Source organism: Pseudovibrio sp. WM33 (assembly GCF_001623165.1).
Taxonomy (GTDB): Bacteria; Pseudomonadota; Alphaproteobacteria; order Rhizobiales; family Stappiaceae; genus Pseudovibrio.
Map to the genome: position 1 here is coordinate 64289 of NZ_LMCK01000019.1, position 14571 is coordinate 78859.

Sequence of the window (14571 nt, forward strand, 5' to 3'; positions counted from 1 at the left end):
ATATGCGCTAGTCTGATGAAGGTGGGATGGCTTTTAGAACTGGTGGTGAACATATGCTTATGCAGCATCCGTGAGCTTAGATTAAAATTGAATAAGCCACTCCATTGAGGTTTCTACTGAGCACTTCACAGTCGTCTCAGGCATTAAAAAACCCCGCTGGAAGCGGGGCTTTGTGTCTTGGCATATACTTGATTACTATGACTTCGAGGGTCTTTTCGCGTCGTACTGTCCATGCGGGCGGAACTTATCAAGATACGTCGGCAGAATTGCTTCCATGGAATGCGGCTCGATGCCGAGTCCCTCAAACGTGCGCTTTTCCGACTGTGCTTCCTTGCTCACCACATTATCGCTCTTCAGCAGATTAACCTGATCAACTGTCAACATTGGCTTTGGCAGCATCTGCATGAATTTTGCCTGAATACGGGCGATCAGGAACGGCAAAGTAACCAGCATGCGTTTGCGATGTATGACCTGCATCAGCAGCTGCAAGCATTCTTTGAAGGTCGCAACCTGAGGTCCGCCCAGCTCGTAAATCTTGCCAGCTTCAGCCTTGCTTTCGATGGCATTTGCAATAGCGAGCGCGACATCACCCACGTAAACAGGCTGGAACTTAGTATGACCGCCGCCGATCAGAGGCAATACCGGGAAGAGCTGCGCCATGCTGCCGAAGCGGTTGAAGAAATCATCTTCTGGACCGAATACGATGGACGGACGGAAGATAACAGCATCTGGCATTGCATCGAGAACAGCCTTTTCGCCTGCAGCTTTTGTTCTTGCATAAACAGCCGGGCTGTTTTCATCTGCTCCAATTGCAGAAACGTGCACCAGCTTCTCAATGCCTTGCTCTTTACAGACCTCAGCCACCGTTGCCGGGCCTTTTGCCTGAACACTGTCAAACTTCTGAGCACCGCTCTCATAGAGAATGCCCACAAGGTTGATGACTGCGCAGGCACCTTCTACAGCGCGCTCGACAGATTTTTTGTTTCGCACACTCGCAGCAACAGGCATGATCTGCCCCACAGCCCCCAGCGGCTGCAAATGCTCTGCAAGATCAGGATGACGCACAGCGGCGCGGACGCTGTATCCACGCTCTGCTAATATCCTGATGACGTGACGACCAATAAATCCTGACCCGCCAAAAACGGTTATAAGTTTCCCGTTAAGCGCTTGCGCCATTTTCATCCACCTTTGCCAAAATTTTGCAGGTACGCGTATTAGCGCGCATAACCCTCAAAAAAGCTATAATTCATGGTATGTTAATACGCTCAAGGTTTTGGGATGTGAAGGCACACTGTGGAGAATTTAAAACTCTTTGCAAATGTGTGATTGACAATCTTAACCCAGATCACTAGAACCCAGCCTCACAGAGCGGCGCTGCCAAGCAGCAACCCTCTGAAAGAAAAAGATGATATGCCCAGATGGCGGAATTGGTAGACGCGCTAGCTTCAGGTGCTAGTGCCCGCAAGGGCGTGGAGGTTCGAGTCCTCTTCTGGGCACCATCTTTTCTTCATAAAGCTCTCCCTAAAAATTACAGAGTAACTTGACCGTTTGGTGTAGAAGAGACAAAACACGTCTCATGTACCAAATCGCGCTTATTCTTCGAGAGCAAAAATGACAATCAGATATCACAAGAACGATCTTCCAGACCTTTCCAACTATGCTTCAGCTGACGCTGTTGCAGTAGACTCCGAAACACTAGGTCTGAACCCACACCGGGATCGGTTGTGCGTTGTGCAGCTTTCTTCTGGCGACGGCTCTGCTGACGTGGTGCAGATTGAGCGCGGCCAGCTGGTTGCTCCTAATTTACAAGCGCTGTTTGAAGATGAGAGCAAGCCAAAGATTTTTCACTTTGCCCGCTTTGATGTTGCCATATTGAAAGAGTATCTGGACATTTCCGTTTCTCCGGTTTGGTGCACAAAAATCGCTTCCAAGCTCGTGCGTACCTACACGGACCGTCACGGACTGAAAGATCTTTGCCGCGAATTGATTGGTGTTGACCTTTCCAAACAGCAGCAGAGCTCTGATTGGGCAGCTGAAAAATTGACAGACGCACAGCTTGCCTATGCTGCATCAGATGTTCTGCACCTTCATAAGCTTAAAGAACGCCTTGAATTTATGCTGGAACGTGAAGAGCGTACCGAAATTGCACAGAAGTGCTTCGAATTTCTGCCAACACGCGCGCAGCTTGACCTTGCAGGATGGCCTGAGAACGATATTTTCGCACATTCTTAAGCGAAACTCGAGTTTTCTACCAGTATTTGCGGTTTAATGGGCTTCAGCATTTGTAATTTGTTGAAGCCCCCCCATTTAGGCAGCTAGTGTGTACTTACTGCTTCCTTTTGGGTTTTTACCCGAAAATTTGCGTATCAACGGAAGCGGCTTGTGCCTGTAAGATACTGGTTACTCACTGTACGAGAGACCGGAAAATGGCAACCGGACAGCGATCCCCGTCTGTATCGCGTCCAGAATGTTCCAGGACTATGAATGACAACAATGGAAAACATGCCCAAAGAGTTTGCGAGTGAAGCGCAAACACGGCTTGAAAAAGCGCGCAAATCTGCGCGTCGACATTCCATTCTCGTTCGCATTCTACGATTTGCTCTTCCTGCTGGCGGATTACTGATCGCCGCTGGTGTGATTGGCATGATCGTTTTCCAGAACATTCTTGCTGGCTTGAGCATCGGAGACATCAGCCTGACAACCGAAGGACTGGTCATGTCCAACCCACATCTGTCGGGAAATGATGGTGACCGTTCATACAACGTTCAGGCGGATCGGGCTATTCAGCGTATCACAAACCCGCAAGTGATTGATTTAGAGAATATTGTGGCCGAAATCACAATAGCTCCCGGGGAAACTGTTAGTATCACCTCTCGAAATGGGACGTTTGATACAGAGATGGAAACCCTGAATCTCACTAATGGGACTACGGTTGCGTACAGCAAAGGTTATTCCGCAGAATTTGAGTATCTCGATATCGATATGAAGACAGGTACAATCCAGACCAACGATACAGTTGATGTCACGTCTGATGGTGGCTATATCGATGCTGGATCTATGGAATTTGATCAGAAAAACAATGTTTTGAATTTTCGCCGGGGTGTCAAGATGAAGCTTCTGCCCTGGGCACTGGAGAACGGTCAATGATTAACCGGATGAGAATATTCTCTCTATCTTGTCTTATGGCATTCGGGCTGGCTGGAATGGCCCACGCACAAACGTTCTCCGATTCATTTGCCGGATTTGGTTCTAACAATAAAGAACCTATTGAGATTGAAGCGACTAACCTTCAGGTTCGTGACAAAGACAAAAGCGCTATCTTCAGTGGAAATGTTGTTGTTACCCAAGGTGAAACCAAGCTGGAAACCCAGCGCTTGATCGTGTTTTATGCTGGCTCCATGGCCAATGGCACAGCGGATGGCCAAGCCGTCCAGCAGTCCATTTCCCGTCTTGAAGCAAAAGGCAAGGTTCTGATTTCCTCTAAGGATCAGGTCGCAACTGGTGACGATGCCAGCTTTGACATGGACAAACAGGTTGTAGTGATGACCGGCAAGCGCGTTGTTCTCAGCCAGGGACCAAACGTAATTGTTGGCAAGCGCCTTGTGATCAACCTGGAGACAGGCAAAGCAAATCTGGATTCCAGCGAAACTGGCGGTAACACTGGTCGTGTGCGGATGCTTTTGCAGCCGAACAGCCTTGAAAATAAGAACTAAAGCAAAATAGGCCACGCTCTTGAGTGCACACCCAATTGATCCTCAGACCCCAACGCACCAGCCAGAAGGCATCAAGTACGCCGCCCCTTCGGAGGCGGTACTTGAAGTTGATGGCATCGGCAAGAGTTACGGACGTCGTCAGGTTGTCAAACATGTCAGCTTGAATGTACGGCGTGGCGAAGCTGTGGGACTGCTGGGTCCAAACGGAGCTGGTAAGACAACCTGCTTTTATATGATCACCGGTCTTATTCGTCCGGATCATGGTTCAATTCGCCTCGATAACTTCGACATGACACAGTTGCCAATGTATCGCCGTGCGCGTCTGGGAGTTGGTTATCTGCCTCAGGAAGCCTCGATTTTCCGCGGTCTTTCTGTTGAAGACAACATTCGTGCTGTTTTGGAAGTGGTGGAACCGAACAAGAAGCGCCGTGAAGAAGATCTCGACTCGCTTCTAACTGAATTTGGTGTCACACACCTGCGTAAATCGCCAAGTATCGCACTCAGTGGTGGTGAGCGCCGCCGCGTTGAGATTGCACGCGCTTTGGCAACTCGCCCGTCCTTTATGCTGCTTGATGAGCCGTTTGCGGGTATTGACCCGATCGCGGTGGGTGACATTCAGCAGCTCGTACGTCATTTGACCCAACGCGGTATTGGCGTGCTGATTACAGACCACAACGTTCGTGAAACGCTTGGGCTGATTGACCGCGCTTATATTATCGCGGCAGGTGAAGTTCTGACAGAAGGCAAGCCACATCAGATCGTTGCAGATCCGGATGTAAGGCGTTTGTATCTCGGGGAACAGTTCACTCTTTGATTTCCAACCTATGCCGAATTGCGTAGAAGAGTGTTGCAGGCTAGCTTGCAGCACTTGGAGGACGAAATAACTCTATGGCAATCGGTCCAAAATTAGAATTCAGACAAAGCCAACAGCTTGTCATGACGCCGCAACTGATGCAGGCGATCAAGCTGTTGCAGTTGTCGAATGTGGACCTGATTGCACACGTTAATAGTGAGTTGGAAAGTAATCCCTTTCTAGAGCGAGATGACAGCCCGGATGGCGCTGGCCCCGCTGGAGAGACCTCCAATTCAGAAAGTACTCCAGAAGCTGACAGTAGCCCTGCAGAGATGCAGGAGGGGGATTGGCTCAATAACGAGCTGGAAACAACTCCGGAAGCAATATCGAGCAATCTGGATTCTGAACTCTCTAACGTCTTCCCTGATGATAATGGCGAGCACCAGGCCGTTGATCCGGTTCAGCAGAAGGCGGATAACTGGCAGGCACCGAGCCACAGCACTTCCTCAGGAGCCTCTGACTACAATCTTGAAGCGTTTGTCGCCGCAGAAATCTCCCTGAGTGAGCATCTTCAGGAACAGCTCGGTTTTGTGCTCACGAACCCAGCCGATGTTCTGATCGCTCATCAACTCGTCGATTGCATCGATGAAAATGGCTATCTACGCATTGACGGTGCTGAGATGTCTGAGCGCCTCGGGGTTTCGGAGCGAGATCTGGAGCGGGTTATTCTTACTTTGCAGGCGCTTGATCCGGTTGGTGTGTTTGCCCGTGATTTGTCTGAGTGCCTAAAACTGCAACTCAAAGAAAAAGACCGCTACGACCCTGCCATGCAGGCACTGGTCGAGAACATTGAGTTGCTGGCTTTGCATGACCTCGTAAAGCTCAAACGTATTTGCAAAGTGGATGATGAAGACCTCAAGGACATGATCCTTGAGATCAAAGAGCTCAATCCGAAGCCTGGCGCTGCATTCAATACGGAAATTACCCAGCCGATTGTGCCAGATGCATTTGTTCGTCCTGCTTCAGATGGAGGCTGGACCGTTGAGCTCAACACAGAGAGCCTGCCTAAGGTTCTGGTGAGCCAGAGTTACTACTCCGAGATCTCTCAGGGCTCCAGAAACAATAAGGAACTGGCGTACTTCACCGATAGTCTGCAGACCGCAAATTGGCTGGTCAAAAGCCTTGATCAGCGGGCGCGGACAATTCTGAAGGTGTCCTCTGAGATTGTTCGTCAACAAGACGGTTTTCTTACTTATGGTGTACAGCACCTTCGGCCAATGAATCTGCGCGTTGTGGCAGACGCCATTGGCATGCATGAATCCACCGTCAGCCGTGTCACATCCAACAAATACATCGCTACGCCACGTGGTATTTTCGAGCTGAAATACTTTTTTTCTGCCGCAATTGCCTCTTCTGAGGGCGGTGAATCGCACTCAGCGGAATCAGTACGCTATCGAGTTAAGCAACTTATTGACGCCGAAGATCCGAAGAAGATTCTTTCAGATGACGCTCTTGTGAAAATTTTGAAAGACGACGGTGTGGATATAGCGCGACGAACTGTAGCTAAGTATCGGGAAGCATTAAAGATTCCGAGCTCAGTTCAGCGTCGGAGAGAAAAGAAAAGCCTGACCTAACCCACTGATATTTCTCATGGTTTCAATGAGACATAATAGGGTCCCGATCAGTTAATAACCTCTATAGGATGTTTCTCTGTTCTCATAGATTTTTCTAAGAACTCGAAAACAGTAGCACTTTAAACTTAGCTGGTCCAAACTACATGTGTTGAAGGGTTCTTTGCTCTTTGGCTGAAGAACCTGTCAGCGAATAAGTCGACACAACATAAGAGGTTCCCATGACAATTAGAATTTCGGGGAGGAACGTGGACATTGGTGACGCAACCAGGACACACGTTGAAGACCGGATTTCCGATGCACTGGATAAATATTTCCCAGGAGCATACACGGGTCATGTGACAATCGCTCGCGAAGGCTCAGGCTTCCGATCCGACTGCACAGTCCACCTCAGCACGGGAGTTGTGCTTCAGGTTTCGGGTGACAGTCAGGATCCGCGACAAAGTTTCGACAAAGCAGCCGAACGCATTGAGAAAAGGCTAAGGCGCTACAACAGAAAGTTAAACGACCACCACACAAATGGCCTCCCTGCAGAGTGGGAAACATACGGCGCAACATCGTATGTTCTTGCTGATCCTGAGCAGGAAGAAGAGGTACCCGCCGACTACAGCCCACTTGTGGTTGCAGAAACTGAAGCGAAAGTGAAAACACTGACTGTCGGAATGGCAGTTATGGAGCTAGATTTAAGTGAAGCTCCCGTTGTAGTGTTCCGCAACGCTGGTAATGGTGAGGTAAATGTCGTATTCCGTCGTCACGATGGAAACGTTGGCTGGATTGATCCAAATCTCGCTAACGGGGCTGCTCCTAACTGATAATCATGGTCATCACGACCCTGTACAAAGCCGGTTTTCACCGGCTTTGTATTTTGCATGGACACGGATCAAGGAATGGATCTGAACGAACTTCTTCGTCCTGAGGCTGTCATTGCCAACCTCAAGGCAAACAGCAAGAAACAAGCCCTGCAGGAACTTGCAGAACGGGCCTCTGAGATTTGCGGAGAAACTGAGCGCGATATCTTTGATACGCTGCTGCAACGCGAACGTCTCGGCTCTACAGGTGTCGGAAACGGCATTGCAATTCCGCATGGAAAAATCGTGGACCTTGACGGGTTACACGGCCTGTTTGCGCGACTGGACAAACCGATCGAGTTCGACAGCTTGGATGACCAGCCTGTTGATCTGATCTTTGTTTTGCTTGCGCCAGAAGGCGCTGGAGCGGACCACTTGAAAGCTCTGGCACGTGTTGCACGACTTTTGAGGGATTCTGATGTTGCAAGCAAGCTGCGCGCAACAACAGATGCTGCTGCAATTTATTCTATTCTGACCCACCCACAGGCTTCGCCTAACGCAGCCTGAGGTACGTCAGCTCAAAAACAAAAAAGCCTGGATCGGACGCATTCCAATCCAGGCTTTTTCTTTGCCTAATTCACTGGGTCTGAAGAGTTTTTCTACGCTTTGAAACGCCGTCTTTCTCTATTACTCCCTCTGAGAGCTCCCAGTAGTTGGTTTAGTGGACGCTCAAAGCTTCCAGATCATTCTCAATTGCGTTTGCAATTGCTGCGTTGCGTGTATCAGTTAGAACCAGTGGTGTTCCGTCAGCAGCCAAAAGAGCCCAAGCAGGAAGGTCTGCATCCTGCAGCTCTGCATCAGGGAACATCTTCTTCAGGTCATTTGGAGAAACGCGCCTAACATAGGCGACTTCACCAGCTCCGAGTTCTTCAAAATTTTCGTACGGGTCGTCGGCCAGCACAGAAGGGGCGCGTGTCATCGCCTTCTCCTTGAGAGTTACTAGAGCAGGCTGCGCATGTTTTCGCTTCAAGCTCTAAGTCTTTATTGTCGCGCGCATCTTTGCCCAAAAATCGGTTTTCCGCTTTCCGGAGATACGCTTCAATATTCAGATCAGCGCGAAGAAAGGATTGCTCCTTTAATTCAGTCCCCCGCCGAGATTTCAATCCGGCGAACGATACGCTCTGGCTCAGGACGAGCAAGATCAATAGACAACAGACCATCTCGCAGGTCTGCCCCTAAAATCTCAATGCCTTCGGCCAACACAAATGCGCGTTGGAACTGTCGTGCAGCTATACCTCTGTGTAGGTATTGGCGAGTTTTGTCTTCTTGTTGGCGACCACGGATTACCAATTGGCTTTCCTCAACAGAAACATCCAGTTGGTCACGTGTGAAGCCAGCAACCGCAAGCGTGATGCGGATGACTTCACCTTTCTCTTCAGTGGCAACGAGGCGTTCAATATTGTAGGGTGGGTAGCCGTCATTGGCTGCTTTGCTCACCCTGTCCAATACGCGCTCAATATCATCGAACCCCAACATAAATGGGCTCGAAAACGCAGATACTCGCGTCATAATCCAAGTCCTTCTTCAAGCGACCCAGCTCCAGACCCTCATTAGGCATCCGGTGTGAGAGCATCTCGCCCTCGGTCTTTCCTCTGGAATATGGCGGTTAGCGGCAAAGGTTTCAAGTTAACTTAATGATACTCAATTAATTCTCCCGGATCGCAACGGCATTCTCAGGCCCCACGACAAGCTTGGGTGGTAAACTTGCAGGACTTTAAACAGTGCGACCTTGGGCCTTTGGTCTGTTTGGTCCTTCGGTTCGCTTCCTCTGTTGCATGCCGGGAATGACAGGTTTACGTTCCCCTTAAGAAATCGTAGCGTTTGCCTTTGGGGAGGTTTGCTTCAAGGAGGAGTAAAAGGAATGGATATTGCTGAGGTAGATAATTCACGAGCTGCTTTGATGGTGAAGGCCTACCCATTCGCATTGATTGCTATCAGCTTGCTCATCAATCTGTTCGTCTTCGGCATTAAACCACTCGTCATCGCCCTTCCTTCTCCAGAAGCAATCGACGCCTTGATCATTGCGACGGTCATACTTCTTGGCAATCACACCTGGCTGATGACTGTCACAGAGCTGACGCGCGCTAAGTATGATCTGGCGACAACTCCGGAAGAGTGGGAGCAGAAAGGTGGACGTCCGTCTTCCATTGCTCAGGATGCACGTGATGCGTTGGAACGTCCTCACAATGCTCACCGCAACACCACCGAGAACATGGTCTACTTTGTGCTGTTAGGAACTGTTGTGGCTGTCGTTTCACCTGTGGCTCTTATGGTGCAGGTTTGGGTGGTCGGGTTTGCCGTTGCCCGGCTTGGTTACACTTACAGTTATCTGTCAGCCCAAACCGGCCTACGAGGCCTGTTTATGAGCCTGAGCTTGCTCAGTCTTTACGGGATGGCCAGCTACCTTGTTATGGCAATGTTTGCTTAATCCTCGTCGTACAAACAGAAAAGCCGGGGCAGTGCCCCGACTTCTGCTTTTCACAGGTCACCGGGAGCGAAAACGGTGGCCTGTGATTTTTGATGTCTCACAGCCTCACCAGCTCGCGAGTTCATCAAATTTTTCAAGCTGATCCTGCTTAATCTGGCCTTCATCATCGCGGCCAAGGAAGATTTTCAGGTAGCTGTTGCCATCAGCATTCAGGAAATTGATGGACACAGCCAACTTGGAGAAAAATGGGCGCCTCAAGAAGATGATGGAATGGCACGCATCTGCCTTGATGTGGCCGGAGAAGCCGCCTTCTGTCTGCTTAAGATTATAGAACCCGCGCGCATAGCTGCCTTCCGGGAACGGACCTTTCACTTCAAAGATCATGTCTCCAGTGTTTGCGATGCTTGTGACGTTGCCCCAAGCAGGAATCGCCTTGATCACTTCGTCAAAACGTTCGCCTGAATGTTCACGCCACATTTCTTCTGGCAGGCAGCGGATTGTATCAGCCATTGAGAGGCCGTGCTCTTTGGCAATGCTCTCCAGAATGCCTGCTGGGTTTTCTGCAAGTTTCTCTTTCAGCTCTGTGATTTGTGCGTTCATGCTGCCTCTTCCTGATAGGTTTTGGTTTCTGGCTGCAAGCTTGCGGAATGCAGCTTAAAGGCAGCCTTGAGATAAGTGAGAAGGGTTTGGTGCCAGAAGCGCCCTGCTGTGGTGAGGGAGATGATCTCCTCACCTGCGATCAAGCCGGTACGCTGCCAGTTACTCAACAATAGGTCTATGGATTTGCGAAAACCATGGGCCCTGACCTCTGTGCGCTCCAGATGCCCGAGGTCGAGGCGCATTTCTTCTATTCCAGCAGCTAGGAAGTTGAGGGGAGAAGACAATGGATCGGTTCTGTGCAAACGCGACAATGGCTTCTCCCCTTCCTCCAGGCACCGCATGTAGTCCACGATTCCTCCATGGATGCCGTAGGAATATCTGTTGATGTTGCCACCTGCCCCGGAACCGAAGGCAAGGCAGTCTGCGCCGGACTTGATCAATGTGTTGTAAAGATTGCGCTCTCGGGTCTGTCGGCCCCAGTGACTGGAAGAAATCTGTTTCCAGCCGTGATGGTGCATGTACTCTAAACCCTCGCCGTACATCGCTCCCTGCTGCGGCAAGGATGCTGCAGGATCACAAGCCCCCTTTTCAATCGCTTTTGAAAGAGGACTGCCGGGAAAGACTGCGAGTGTGTATAGATCGACGCCATCCAAGCCCAGATCCACAACAGTTCGTAAATCATCACGCCAGACTTCTGCGGTTTGGTAGGGAAGGCCTAATATCAGGTCACAGACGATTGCAGCACGGTTGCGGTCTCTCAGGCCTTCAAAGAAACGGATTGCTTCTGATCCGCTTGCCTTACGACCCTGCCGCTTGCGAACTTTGGTATTGAAGGACTGAACTCCGGTTGAAAAGCGGTTGGCACCTGCATCCAGACAGGCATCGATCTTGTCATCATCAAAGTGGAAGATACGCCCTTCAACTGTGATCTCACAATCGGCTGAGAGAGGATAAAGTTCTCGAATACGACGGATCACTCTTGCAAGGTCACTGGCATGCAAAGCTGTCGGAGTGCCTCCGCCAAAATAAACGGCGTTGATTGGTGAGCTTTGAGAAGCGGGGGAAGATGCCTCTAATTCAAGTTCTTTGATTAATGCATCAGCATATGGGGCTGAGTGTTCATCATGCCATTTGTTGCGGTAGAACCCGCAGAACAGGCAGTGATTGGCGCAAAATGGGACATGCAAATACATGACGGCCATACCTGACCGTTTGGACTTTTGAATTTCCTGCCAAACAAGCTGGTGCTCCTCTTCCGATACCGCCTCACCAGCAGAGCCGGGCATATGGGCACCACGGCGCTCAAATGCATAGCGGAGAGGATCGTCTGTTTCCTGAGCGAAGAACTTTTCCAGCGCAGCTTTCATCGGTCAACCTAGCTTTGTTAATTCGGTTGGCTCGCAATGCGCTGGCTAAATATGAGTATTTACATCAAGTTTTGTTTTTGAGAAGAGAAGTTCGCTCACGTGCGATAAAATGGCACAGGTTTTCGACTGCATCCATGTGTACCACAAGAAAAAGGCCCAGCAGATGCCGGGCCTTTTGAAAGTTCTATCTGAGCAGCATTTAAGCTGTTTCGAGTGCGCCTTCCAGCTCGATACGTTTGCCGGATTTGGTGTCAAACGTGTGTAGCTTTTCTGGCTTTGCTGTCACTTTCAGGATCTGGCCTGGCTCGAAGTGCAGCTTACCAGGAGCGCGAACAACAACATCAACGCTGCCTTCACCAATGGTGCCGTGAACGTAGCTCTCAGCGCCTACAGGCTCAACAACATGCACGGTCAGCGCAGTGTGCAGTCCGGAGTCGAACTTCTCACTCAGCTCTTCAATGACAAGATCTTCCGGACGAACGCCGAGGATCAGGTCAGACAGAACTGTGTTTAGCTTCACGTCAACGTTTGCGCCATTGTCGAGCTTCCACTCATTGCCGCTCTTTGCCAGAGGCAGCAGGTTCATCGCAGGAGAGCCGATGAAGGTAGCAACGAATGTAGACGCTGGCTTTTCGTAGACATCAATCGGAGACCCGATCTGCTCTACAACACCGCCGCTGAGAACAACGAGGCGATCTGCCAGTGTCATTGCTTCGAGCTGATCGTGGGTCACGTACAGACTTGTGGTGCCTAGTTCTTTCTGAAGCTTCTTGATCTCCATGCGCATCTGCACACGCAGCTTTGCATCAAGGTTAGACAGAGGCTCATCAAACAGGAACGCGGCAGGTTCGCGAACAATCGCGCGACCCATTGCAACACGCTGGCGCTGACCACCGGAAAGCTGACGTGGCCGACGATCAAGGAAATCTCCGATCTCCAGAATTTCAGCCGCTTTGCGAACGCGTTTTTCGATCTCATCCTTAGGGATGCTGCGGTTTTTCAGGCCATACGCGAGGTTGCCGTAAACGGTCATGTGCGGATAGAGCGCGTAGTTCTGGAACACCATTGCGATGTCACGATCAGCGGGCTCTACATTGTTGACCAGGCGATCCCCGATGAACAGCTCACCATCTGTGATGGTTTCCAGACCTGCCACCATGCGCAGCAGAGTGGATTTGCCGCAACCGGAAGGGCCGACGAGAACAATGAACTCACCATCCTTAATGTCGATGGAGATGCCTTTTACCGCTTCTACGTTGCCTGCGTAGATTTTGCGAAGGGTATTAAGTTGAATGCCTGCCATTTTTATTTCTCGCTTTCCACGAGCCCTTTAACAAACCAAGACTGGAAGATCACCACGATGAGAACAGGTGGAAGCATTGCAAGTACTGCAAGTGCCATTGCCTGGTTCGTATCTGGGATCTGCGCACCAATCCACACCTGCAGAATCTGCTTCATACCACGCACCAGCGTGAAGAGGCTTTCATCTGTGGTAATGAGTGTTGGCCAGAGGTATTGGTTCCAACCAAACACGAACATGATGATGAAGATTGCAGCAATCATGGTCTTGGAGAGTGGAACAAGAATGTCGATGAAGAACTTCAACGGCCCCGCACCATCGATACGCGCTGCTTCAACCAGCTCATCCGGAACGGACTTAAAGAACTGACGGAAGTAGAAGGTACCTGTTGCAGACGCAATCAATGGGATGATCAGGCCTGAATAAGTGTTCGCCATACCGAGGCCCTGCACGATCTCGTAGGAAGGCAGAATGCGAACTTCCAGAGGTAGCAGCAGGGTGGAGAAGATGATCCAGAAGAAGAACGTTCCAAGCGGGAAACGGAAATACACGATTGCGTAAGCCGCGAGCATGGAAATGATGATCTTACCGAAGGCAAAGCCGAGGCCGAGAACCAAAGAGTTCCACAGCATAGTCAGACCAGTCACAGACTTGGTAAAACCGCCAGCTTCTGTCAACACCTGCTTATAAGTGTCAACGAAATGGCCGCCTGGAGAGAGCTGAAGGCCATCTTTGTAAATGGACACAGCATCATGACTGGAAGTCATGAGTGCGTAGACAACTGGCACCAGCATAAAGAGGGCGCCGAGAACGAGGATCACGTGATCCCAAAACTGTGAGCGTTTCATCTATCCCTCCTTAACTGTAGTGCACGCGACGTTCGATCATGCGGAATTGAACCACAGTGAGAGCGAACACGAGTATCATCAAGATCACAGACTGTGCTGAGGACCCACCAAGGTCGTTTCCGCGGAAGCCATCAAGGAACACCTTATAAACGAGCGTTACAGGGTTGTTGCCTGGCTCACCCTTAAGCACCAGATCGATAATACCGAATGTATCAAAGAGCGCGTAAGTGATGTTGATGATCAGCAGGAAGAAGCTGGTTGGAGCCAGCAGTGGGAAAGTCACAGTCCAGAAGCGACGTGAAGAAGATCTACAATCAACCGCAGCTGCTTCCTGAACGGATTTTGGAACACTCTGGAGACCAGAGAGGAAGAAGATGAAGTTGATCGGAATTTGCTTCCAAACCGCAATCACGGTCATAGCAAATGCAGTATCAAAATAGTTCACACCGATCTGCATGTTCCAGCCGAGGGCGTGGGCAAGATCGTTGAGTGGGCCAATGTGCTGGTCAAACAGCATCACGCCTACAAGGCCTGCGACGGGAGGGGCGATCGCATAAACCCACATGAGCAGAGTGCGGTATGTGGAGGCACCTTTGATAACGTTGTCTGCTTTGACTGCCAGCAAAAGAGCAATGCTGAGAGAAAAGAATGTCACCGCAGCTGAGAAGATCAACGTGAACCATGCAGTTCTGCTGTACTCGCTCGCGGAAACAACATCTTTAAAGTTGTCTAGGCCAACAAAGGTGGAGCCGAAGCCAAACGGGTCTTCAAGATAGAAAGACGCCCTGATTGCTTCTGCGGCTGGCCACAGAAAGAAGACGCCAACAATTGCCAGCTGCGGAAGCAGCAGCATGTATGGCATCAATGGATGTGAGAATTGAACTCGTTTCATGGACTGGCCTGGTCGCTGTTTTCGTTGTGGTGGCCGGTTGCTTAGCAAGCCTGACCGCTTGTTCAGAAAAGCTCACGGCGCTCTTTGACGCATGGGAACATTCTATTTCCAAAACAACCTGAGACCGGAGACACTTAAAAGCGTCTCCGGT

At 50.3% G+C, this 14571-nt stretch carries 16 protein-coding genes and 1 tRNA gene; 9 read left to right on the forward strand and 8 right to left on the reverse strand.

Going from position 1 to position 14571, the window contains the following annotated elements:
• Positions 1-195: 195 nt before the first annotated feature.
• Positions 196-1182 carry a complex I NDUFA9 subunit family protein gene (locus tag PsWM33_RS05205; protein WP_082826888.1) on the reverse strand — a complete coding sequence of 329 codons (987 nt, stop codon included), beginning with the start codon at positions 1180-1182 and terminating at the stop codon, positions 196-198.
• Between the two features lie 230 nt (positions 1183-1412).
• Between PsWM33_RS05205 and PsWM33_RS05210 the strand changes: the two genes are divergently transcribed.
• The 8 genes from PsWM33_RS05210 (at position 1413) to ptsN (ending at position 7492) form a co-directional block, all read left to right on the forward strand.
• Positions 1413-1499, forward strand: a tRNA-Leu gene (locus PsWM33_RS05210).
• Positions 1500-1611: 112 nt separating this feature from the next.
• Positions 1612-2232: a ribonuclease D gene (locus PsWM33_RS05215; RefSeq protein ID WP_057462737.1), complete on the forward strand. Its 621-nt coding sequence runs from the start codon at positions 1612-1614 to the stop codon at positions 2230-2232.
• Between the two features lie 252 nt (positions 2233-2484).
• A complete protein-coding gene (gene lptC, locus PsWM33_RS05220) occupies positions 2485-3147 on the forward strand; it encodes an LPS export ABC transporter periplasmic protein LptC (protein ID WP_208989304.1) in 663 nt (220 codons plus the stop codon).
• Positions 3148-3203: 56 nt separating this feature from the next.
• Positions 3204-3713 carry a lipopolysaccharide transport periplasmic protein LptA gene (gene lptA / locus PsWM33_RS05225; protein WP_208860021.1) on the forward strand — a complete coding sequence of 170 codons (510 nt, stop codon included), beginning with the start codon at positions 3204-3206 and terminating at the stop codon, positions 3711-3713.
• A gap of 70 nt (positions 3714-3783) precedes the next feature.
• Complete coding sequence (gene lptB / locus PsWM33_RS05230) at positions 3784-4527, forward strand: LPS export ABC transporter ATP-binding protein (protein ID WP_244272472.1); 744 nt, start codon at positions 3784-3786, stop codon at positions 4525-4527.
• Between the two features lie 74 nt (positions 4528-4601).
• The gene (gene rpoN / locus PsWM33_RS05235) at positions 4602-6140 is read left to right on the forward strand and encodes an RNA polymerase factor sigma-54 (protein ID WP_063299461.1); all 1539 of its coding nucleotides are present in this window, start codon (positions 4602-4604) and stop codon (positions 6138-6140) included.
• A gap of 218 nt (positions 6141-6358) precedes the next feature.
• The gene (gene hpf, locus PsWM33_RS05240) at positions 6359-6949 is read left to right on the forward strand and encodes a ribosome hibernation-promoting factor, HPF/YfiA family (RefSeq protein WP_082596743.1); all 591 of its coding nucleotides are present in this window, start codon (positions 6359-6361) and stop codon (positions 6947-6949) included.
• Positions 6950-7024: 75 nt separating this feature from the next.
• Positions 7025-7492 (forward strand): PTS IIA-like nitrogen regulatory protein PtsN, encoded by a 468-nt coding sequence (gene ptsN, locus PsWM33_RS05245; RefSeq protein ID WP_057462732.1) that lies wholly within the window; start codon positions 7025-7027, stop codon positions 7490-7492.
• Between the two features lie 151 nt (positions 7493-7643).
• Here the strand turns inward: ptsN and PsWM33_RS05250 are convergent, their stop codons facing one another.
• On the reverse strand, positions 7644-7904 hold the full coding sequence (locus PsWM33_RS05250) for a BQ00720 family protein (RefSeq protein ID WP_008548441.1): 261 nt from the start codon (positions 7902-7904) through the stop codon (positions 7644-7646).
• Between the two features lie 161 nt (positions 7905-8065).
• Positions 8066-8494 (reverse strand): Hsp20 family protein, encoded by a 429-nt coding sequence (locus tag PsWM33_RS05255; RefSeq protein WP_057462731.1) that lies wholly within the window; start codon positions 8492-8494, stop codon positions 8066-8068.
• Positions 8495-8846: 352 nt separating this feature from the next.
• Between PsWM33_RS05255 and PsWM33_RS05260 the strand changes: the two genes are divergently transcribed.
• Positions 8847-9413: an MAPEG family protein gene (locus tag PsWM33_RS05260; protein ID WP_063299462.1), complete on the forward strand. Its 567-nt coding sequence runs from the start codon at positions 8847-8849 to the stop codon at positions 9411-9413.
• Between the two features lie 105 nt (positions 9414-9518).
• On the opposite strand, the gene hutX is transcribed toward PsWM33_RS05260, so the two are convergent.
• From hutX to PsWM33_RS05285, 5 genes are all read right to left on the reverse strand, one after another.
• Entirely contained in the window at positions 9519-10013 is a 495-nt protein-coding gene (hutX, locus tag PsWM33_RS05265) for a heme utilization cystosolic carrier protein HutX (RefSeq protein WP_063299463.1), read from the reverse strand.
• Positions 10010-11380, reverse strand: coding sequence for a heme anaerobic degradation radical SAM methyltransferase ChuW/HutW (gene hutW / locus PsWM33_RS05270; RefSeq protein ID WP_063299464.1), 1371 nt, complete (start codon positions 11378-11380; stop codon positions 10010-10012). Before hutW ends, hutX begins: the two co-directional genes overlap by 4 nt.
• 199 nt (positions 11381-11579) lie before the next feature.
• Positions 11580-12683 carry a sn-glycerol-3-phosphate import ATP-binding protein UgpC gene (locus PsWM33_RS05275; protein WP_063299465.1) on the reverse strand — a complete coding sequence of 368 codons (1104 nt, stop codon included), beginning with the start codon at positions 12681-12683 and terminating at the stop codon, positions 11580-11582.
• Positions 12684-12685: 2 nt separating this feature from the next.
• Positions 12686-13528: a sn-glycerol-3-phosphate ABC transporter permease UgpE gene (gene ugpE, locus PsWM33_RS05280; RefSeq protein WP_057462726.1), complete on the reverse strand. Its 843-nt coding sequence runs from the start codon at positions 13526-13528 to the stop codon at positions 12686-12688.
• Between the two features lie 10 nt (positions 13529-13538).
• Positions 13539-14420 carry an ABC transporter permease subunit gene (locus PsWM33_RS05285; protein ID WP_057462725.1) on the reverse strand — a complete coding sequence of 294 codons (882 nt, stop codon included), beginning with the start codon at positions 14418-14420 and terminating at the stop codon, positions 13539-13541.
• Positions 14421-14571: the final 151 nt, after the last annotated feature.

What these genes read in the sequence shown, in the direction of transcription:
- PsWM33_RS05205 (WP_082826888.1), bottom strand. Translation starts at nt 1,182, where the DNA reads ATGAAAATGGCGCAAGCGCTTAACGGGAAACTTATAACCGTTTTTGGC.
- PsWM33_RS05215 (WP_057462737.1), top strand. Translation starts at nt 1,612, where the DNA reads ATGACAATCAGATATCACAAGAACGATCTTCCAGACCTTTCCAACTAT.
- lptC (WP_208989304.1), top strand. Translation starts at nt 2,485, where the DNA reads ATGACAACAATGGAAAACATGCCCAAAGAGTTTGCGAGTGAAGCGCAA.
- lptA (WP_208860021.1), top strand. Translation starts at nt 3,204, where the DNA reads ATGGCCCACGCACAAACGTTCTCCGATTCATTTGCCGGATTTGGTTCT.
- rpoN (WP_063299461.1), top strand. Translation starts at nt 4,602, where the DNA reads ATGGCAATCGGTCCAAAATTAGAATTCAGACAAAGCCAACAGCTTGTC.
- hpf (WP_082596743.1), top strand. Translation starts at nt 6,359, where the DNA reads ATGACAATTAGAATTTCGGGGAGGAACGTGGACATTGGTGACGCAACC.
- ptsN (WP_057462732.1), top strand. Translation starts at nt 7,025, where the DNA reads ATGGATCTGAACGAACTTCTTCGTCCTGAGGCTGTCATTGCCAACCTC.
- PsWM33_RS05250 (WP_008548441.1), bottom strand. Translation starts at nt 7,904, where the DNA reads ATGACACGCGCCCCTTCTGTGCTGGCCGACGACCCGTACGAAAATTTT.
- PsWM33_RS05255 (WP_057462731.1), bottom strand. Translation starts at nt 8,494, where the DNA reads ATGACGCGAGTATCTGCGTTTTCGAGCCCATTTATGTTGGGGTTCGAT.
- PsWM33_RS05260 (WP_063299462.1), top strand. Translation starts at nt 8,847, where the DNA reads ATGGATATTGCTGAGGTAGATAATTCACGAGCTGCTTTGATGGTGAAG.
- hutX (WP_063299463.1), bottom strand. Translation starts at nt 10,013, where the DNA reads ATGAACGCACAAATCACAGAGCTGAAAGAGAAACTTGCAGAAAACCCA.
- hutW (WP_063299464.1), bottom strand. Translation starts at nt 11,380, where the DNA reads ATGAAAGCTGCGCTGGAAAAGTTCTTCGCTCAGGAAACAGACGATCCT.
- PsWM33_RS05275 (WP_063299465.1), bottom strand. Translation starts at nt 12,683, where the DNA reads ATGGCAGGCATTCAACTTAATACCCTTCGCAAAATCTACGCAGGCAAC.
- ugpE (WP_057462726.1), bottom strand. Translation starts at nt 13,528, where the DNA reads ATGAAACGCTCACAGTTTTGGGATCACGTGATCCTCGTTCTCGGCGCC.
- PsWM33_RS05285 (WP_057462725.1), bottom strand. Translation starts at nt 14,420, where the DNA reads ATGAAACGAGTTCAATTCTCACATCCATTGATGCCATACATGCTGCTG.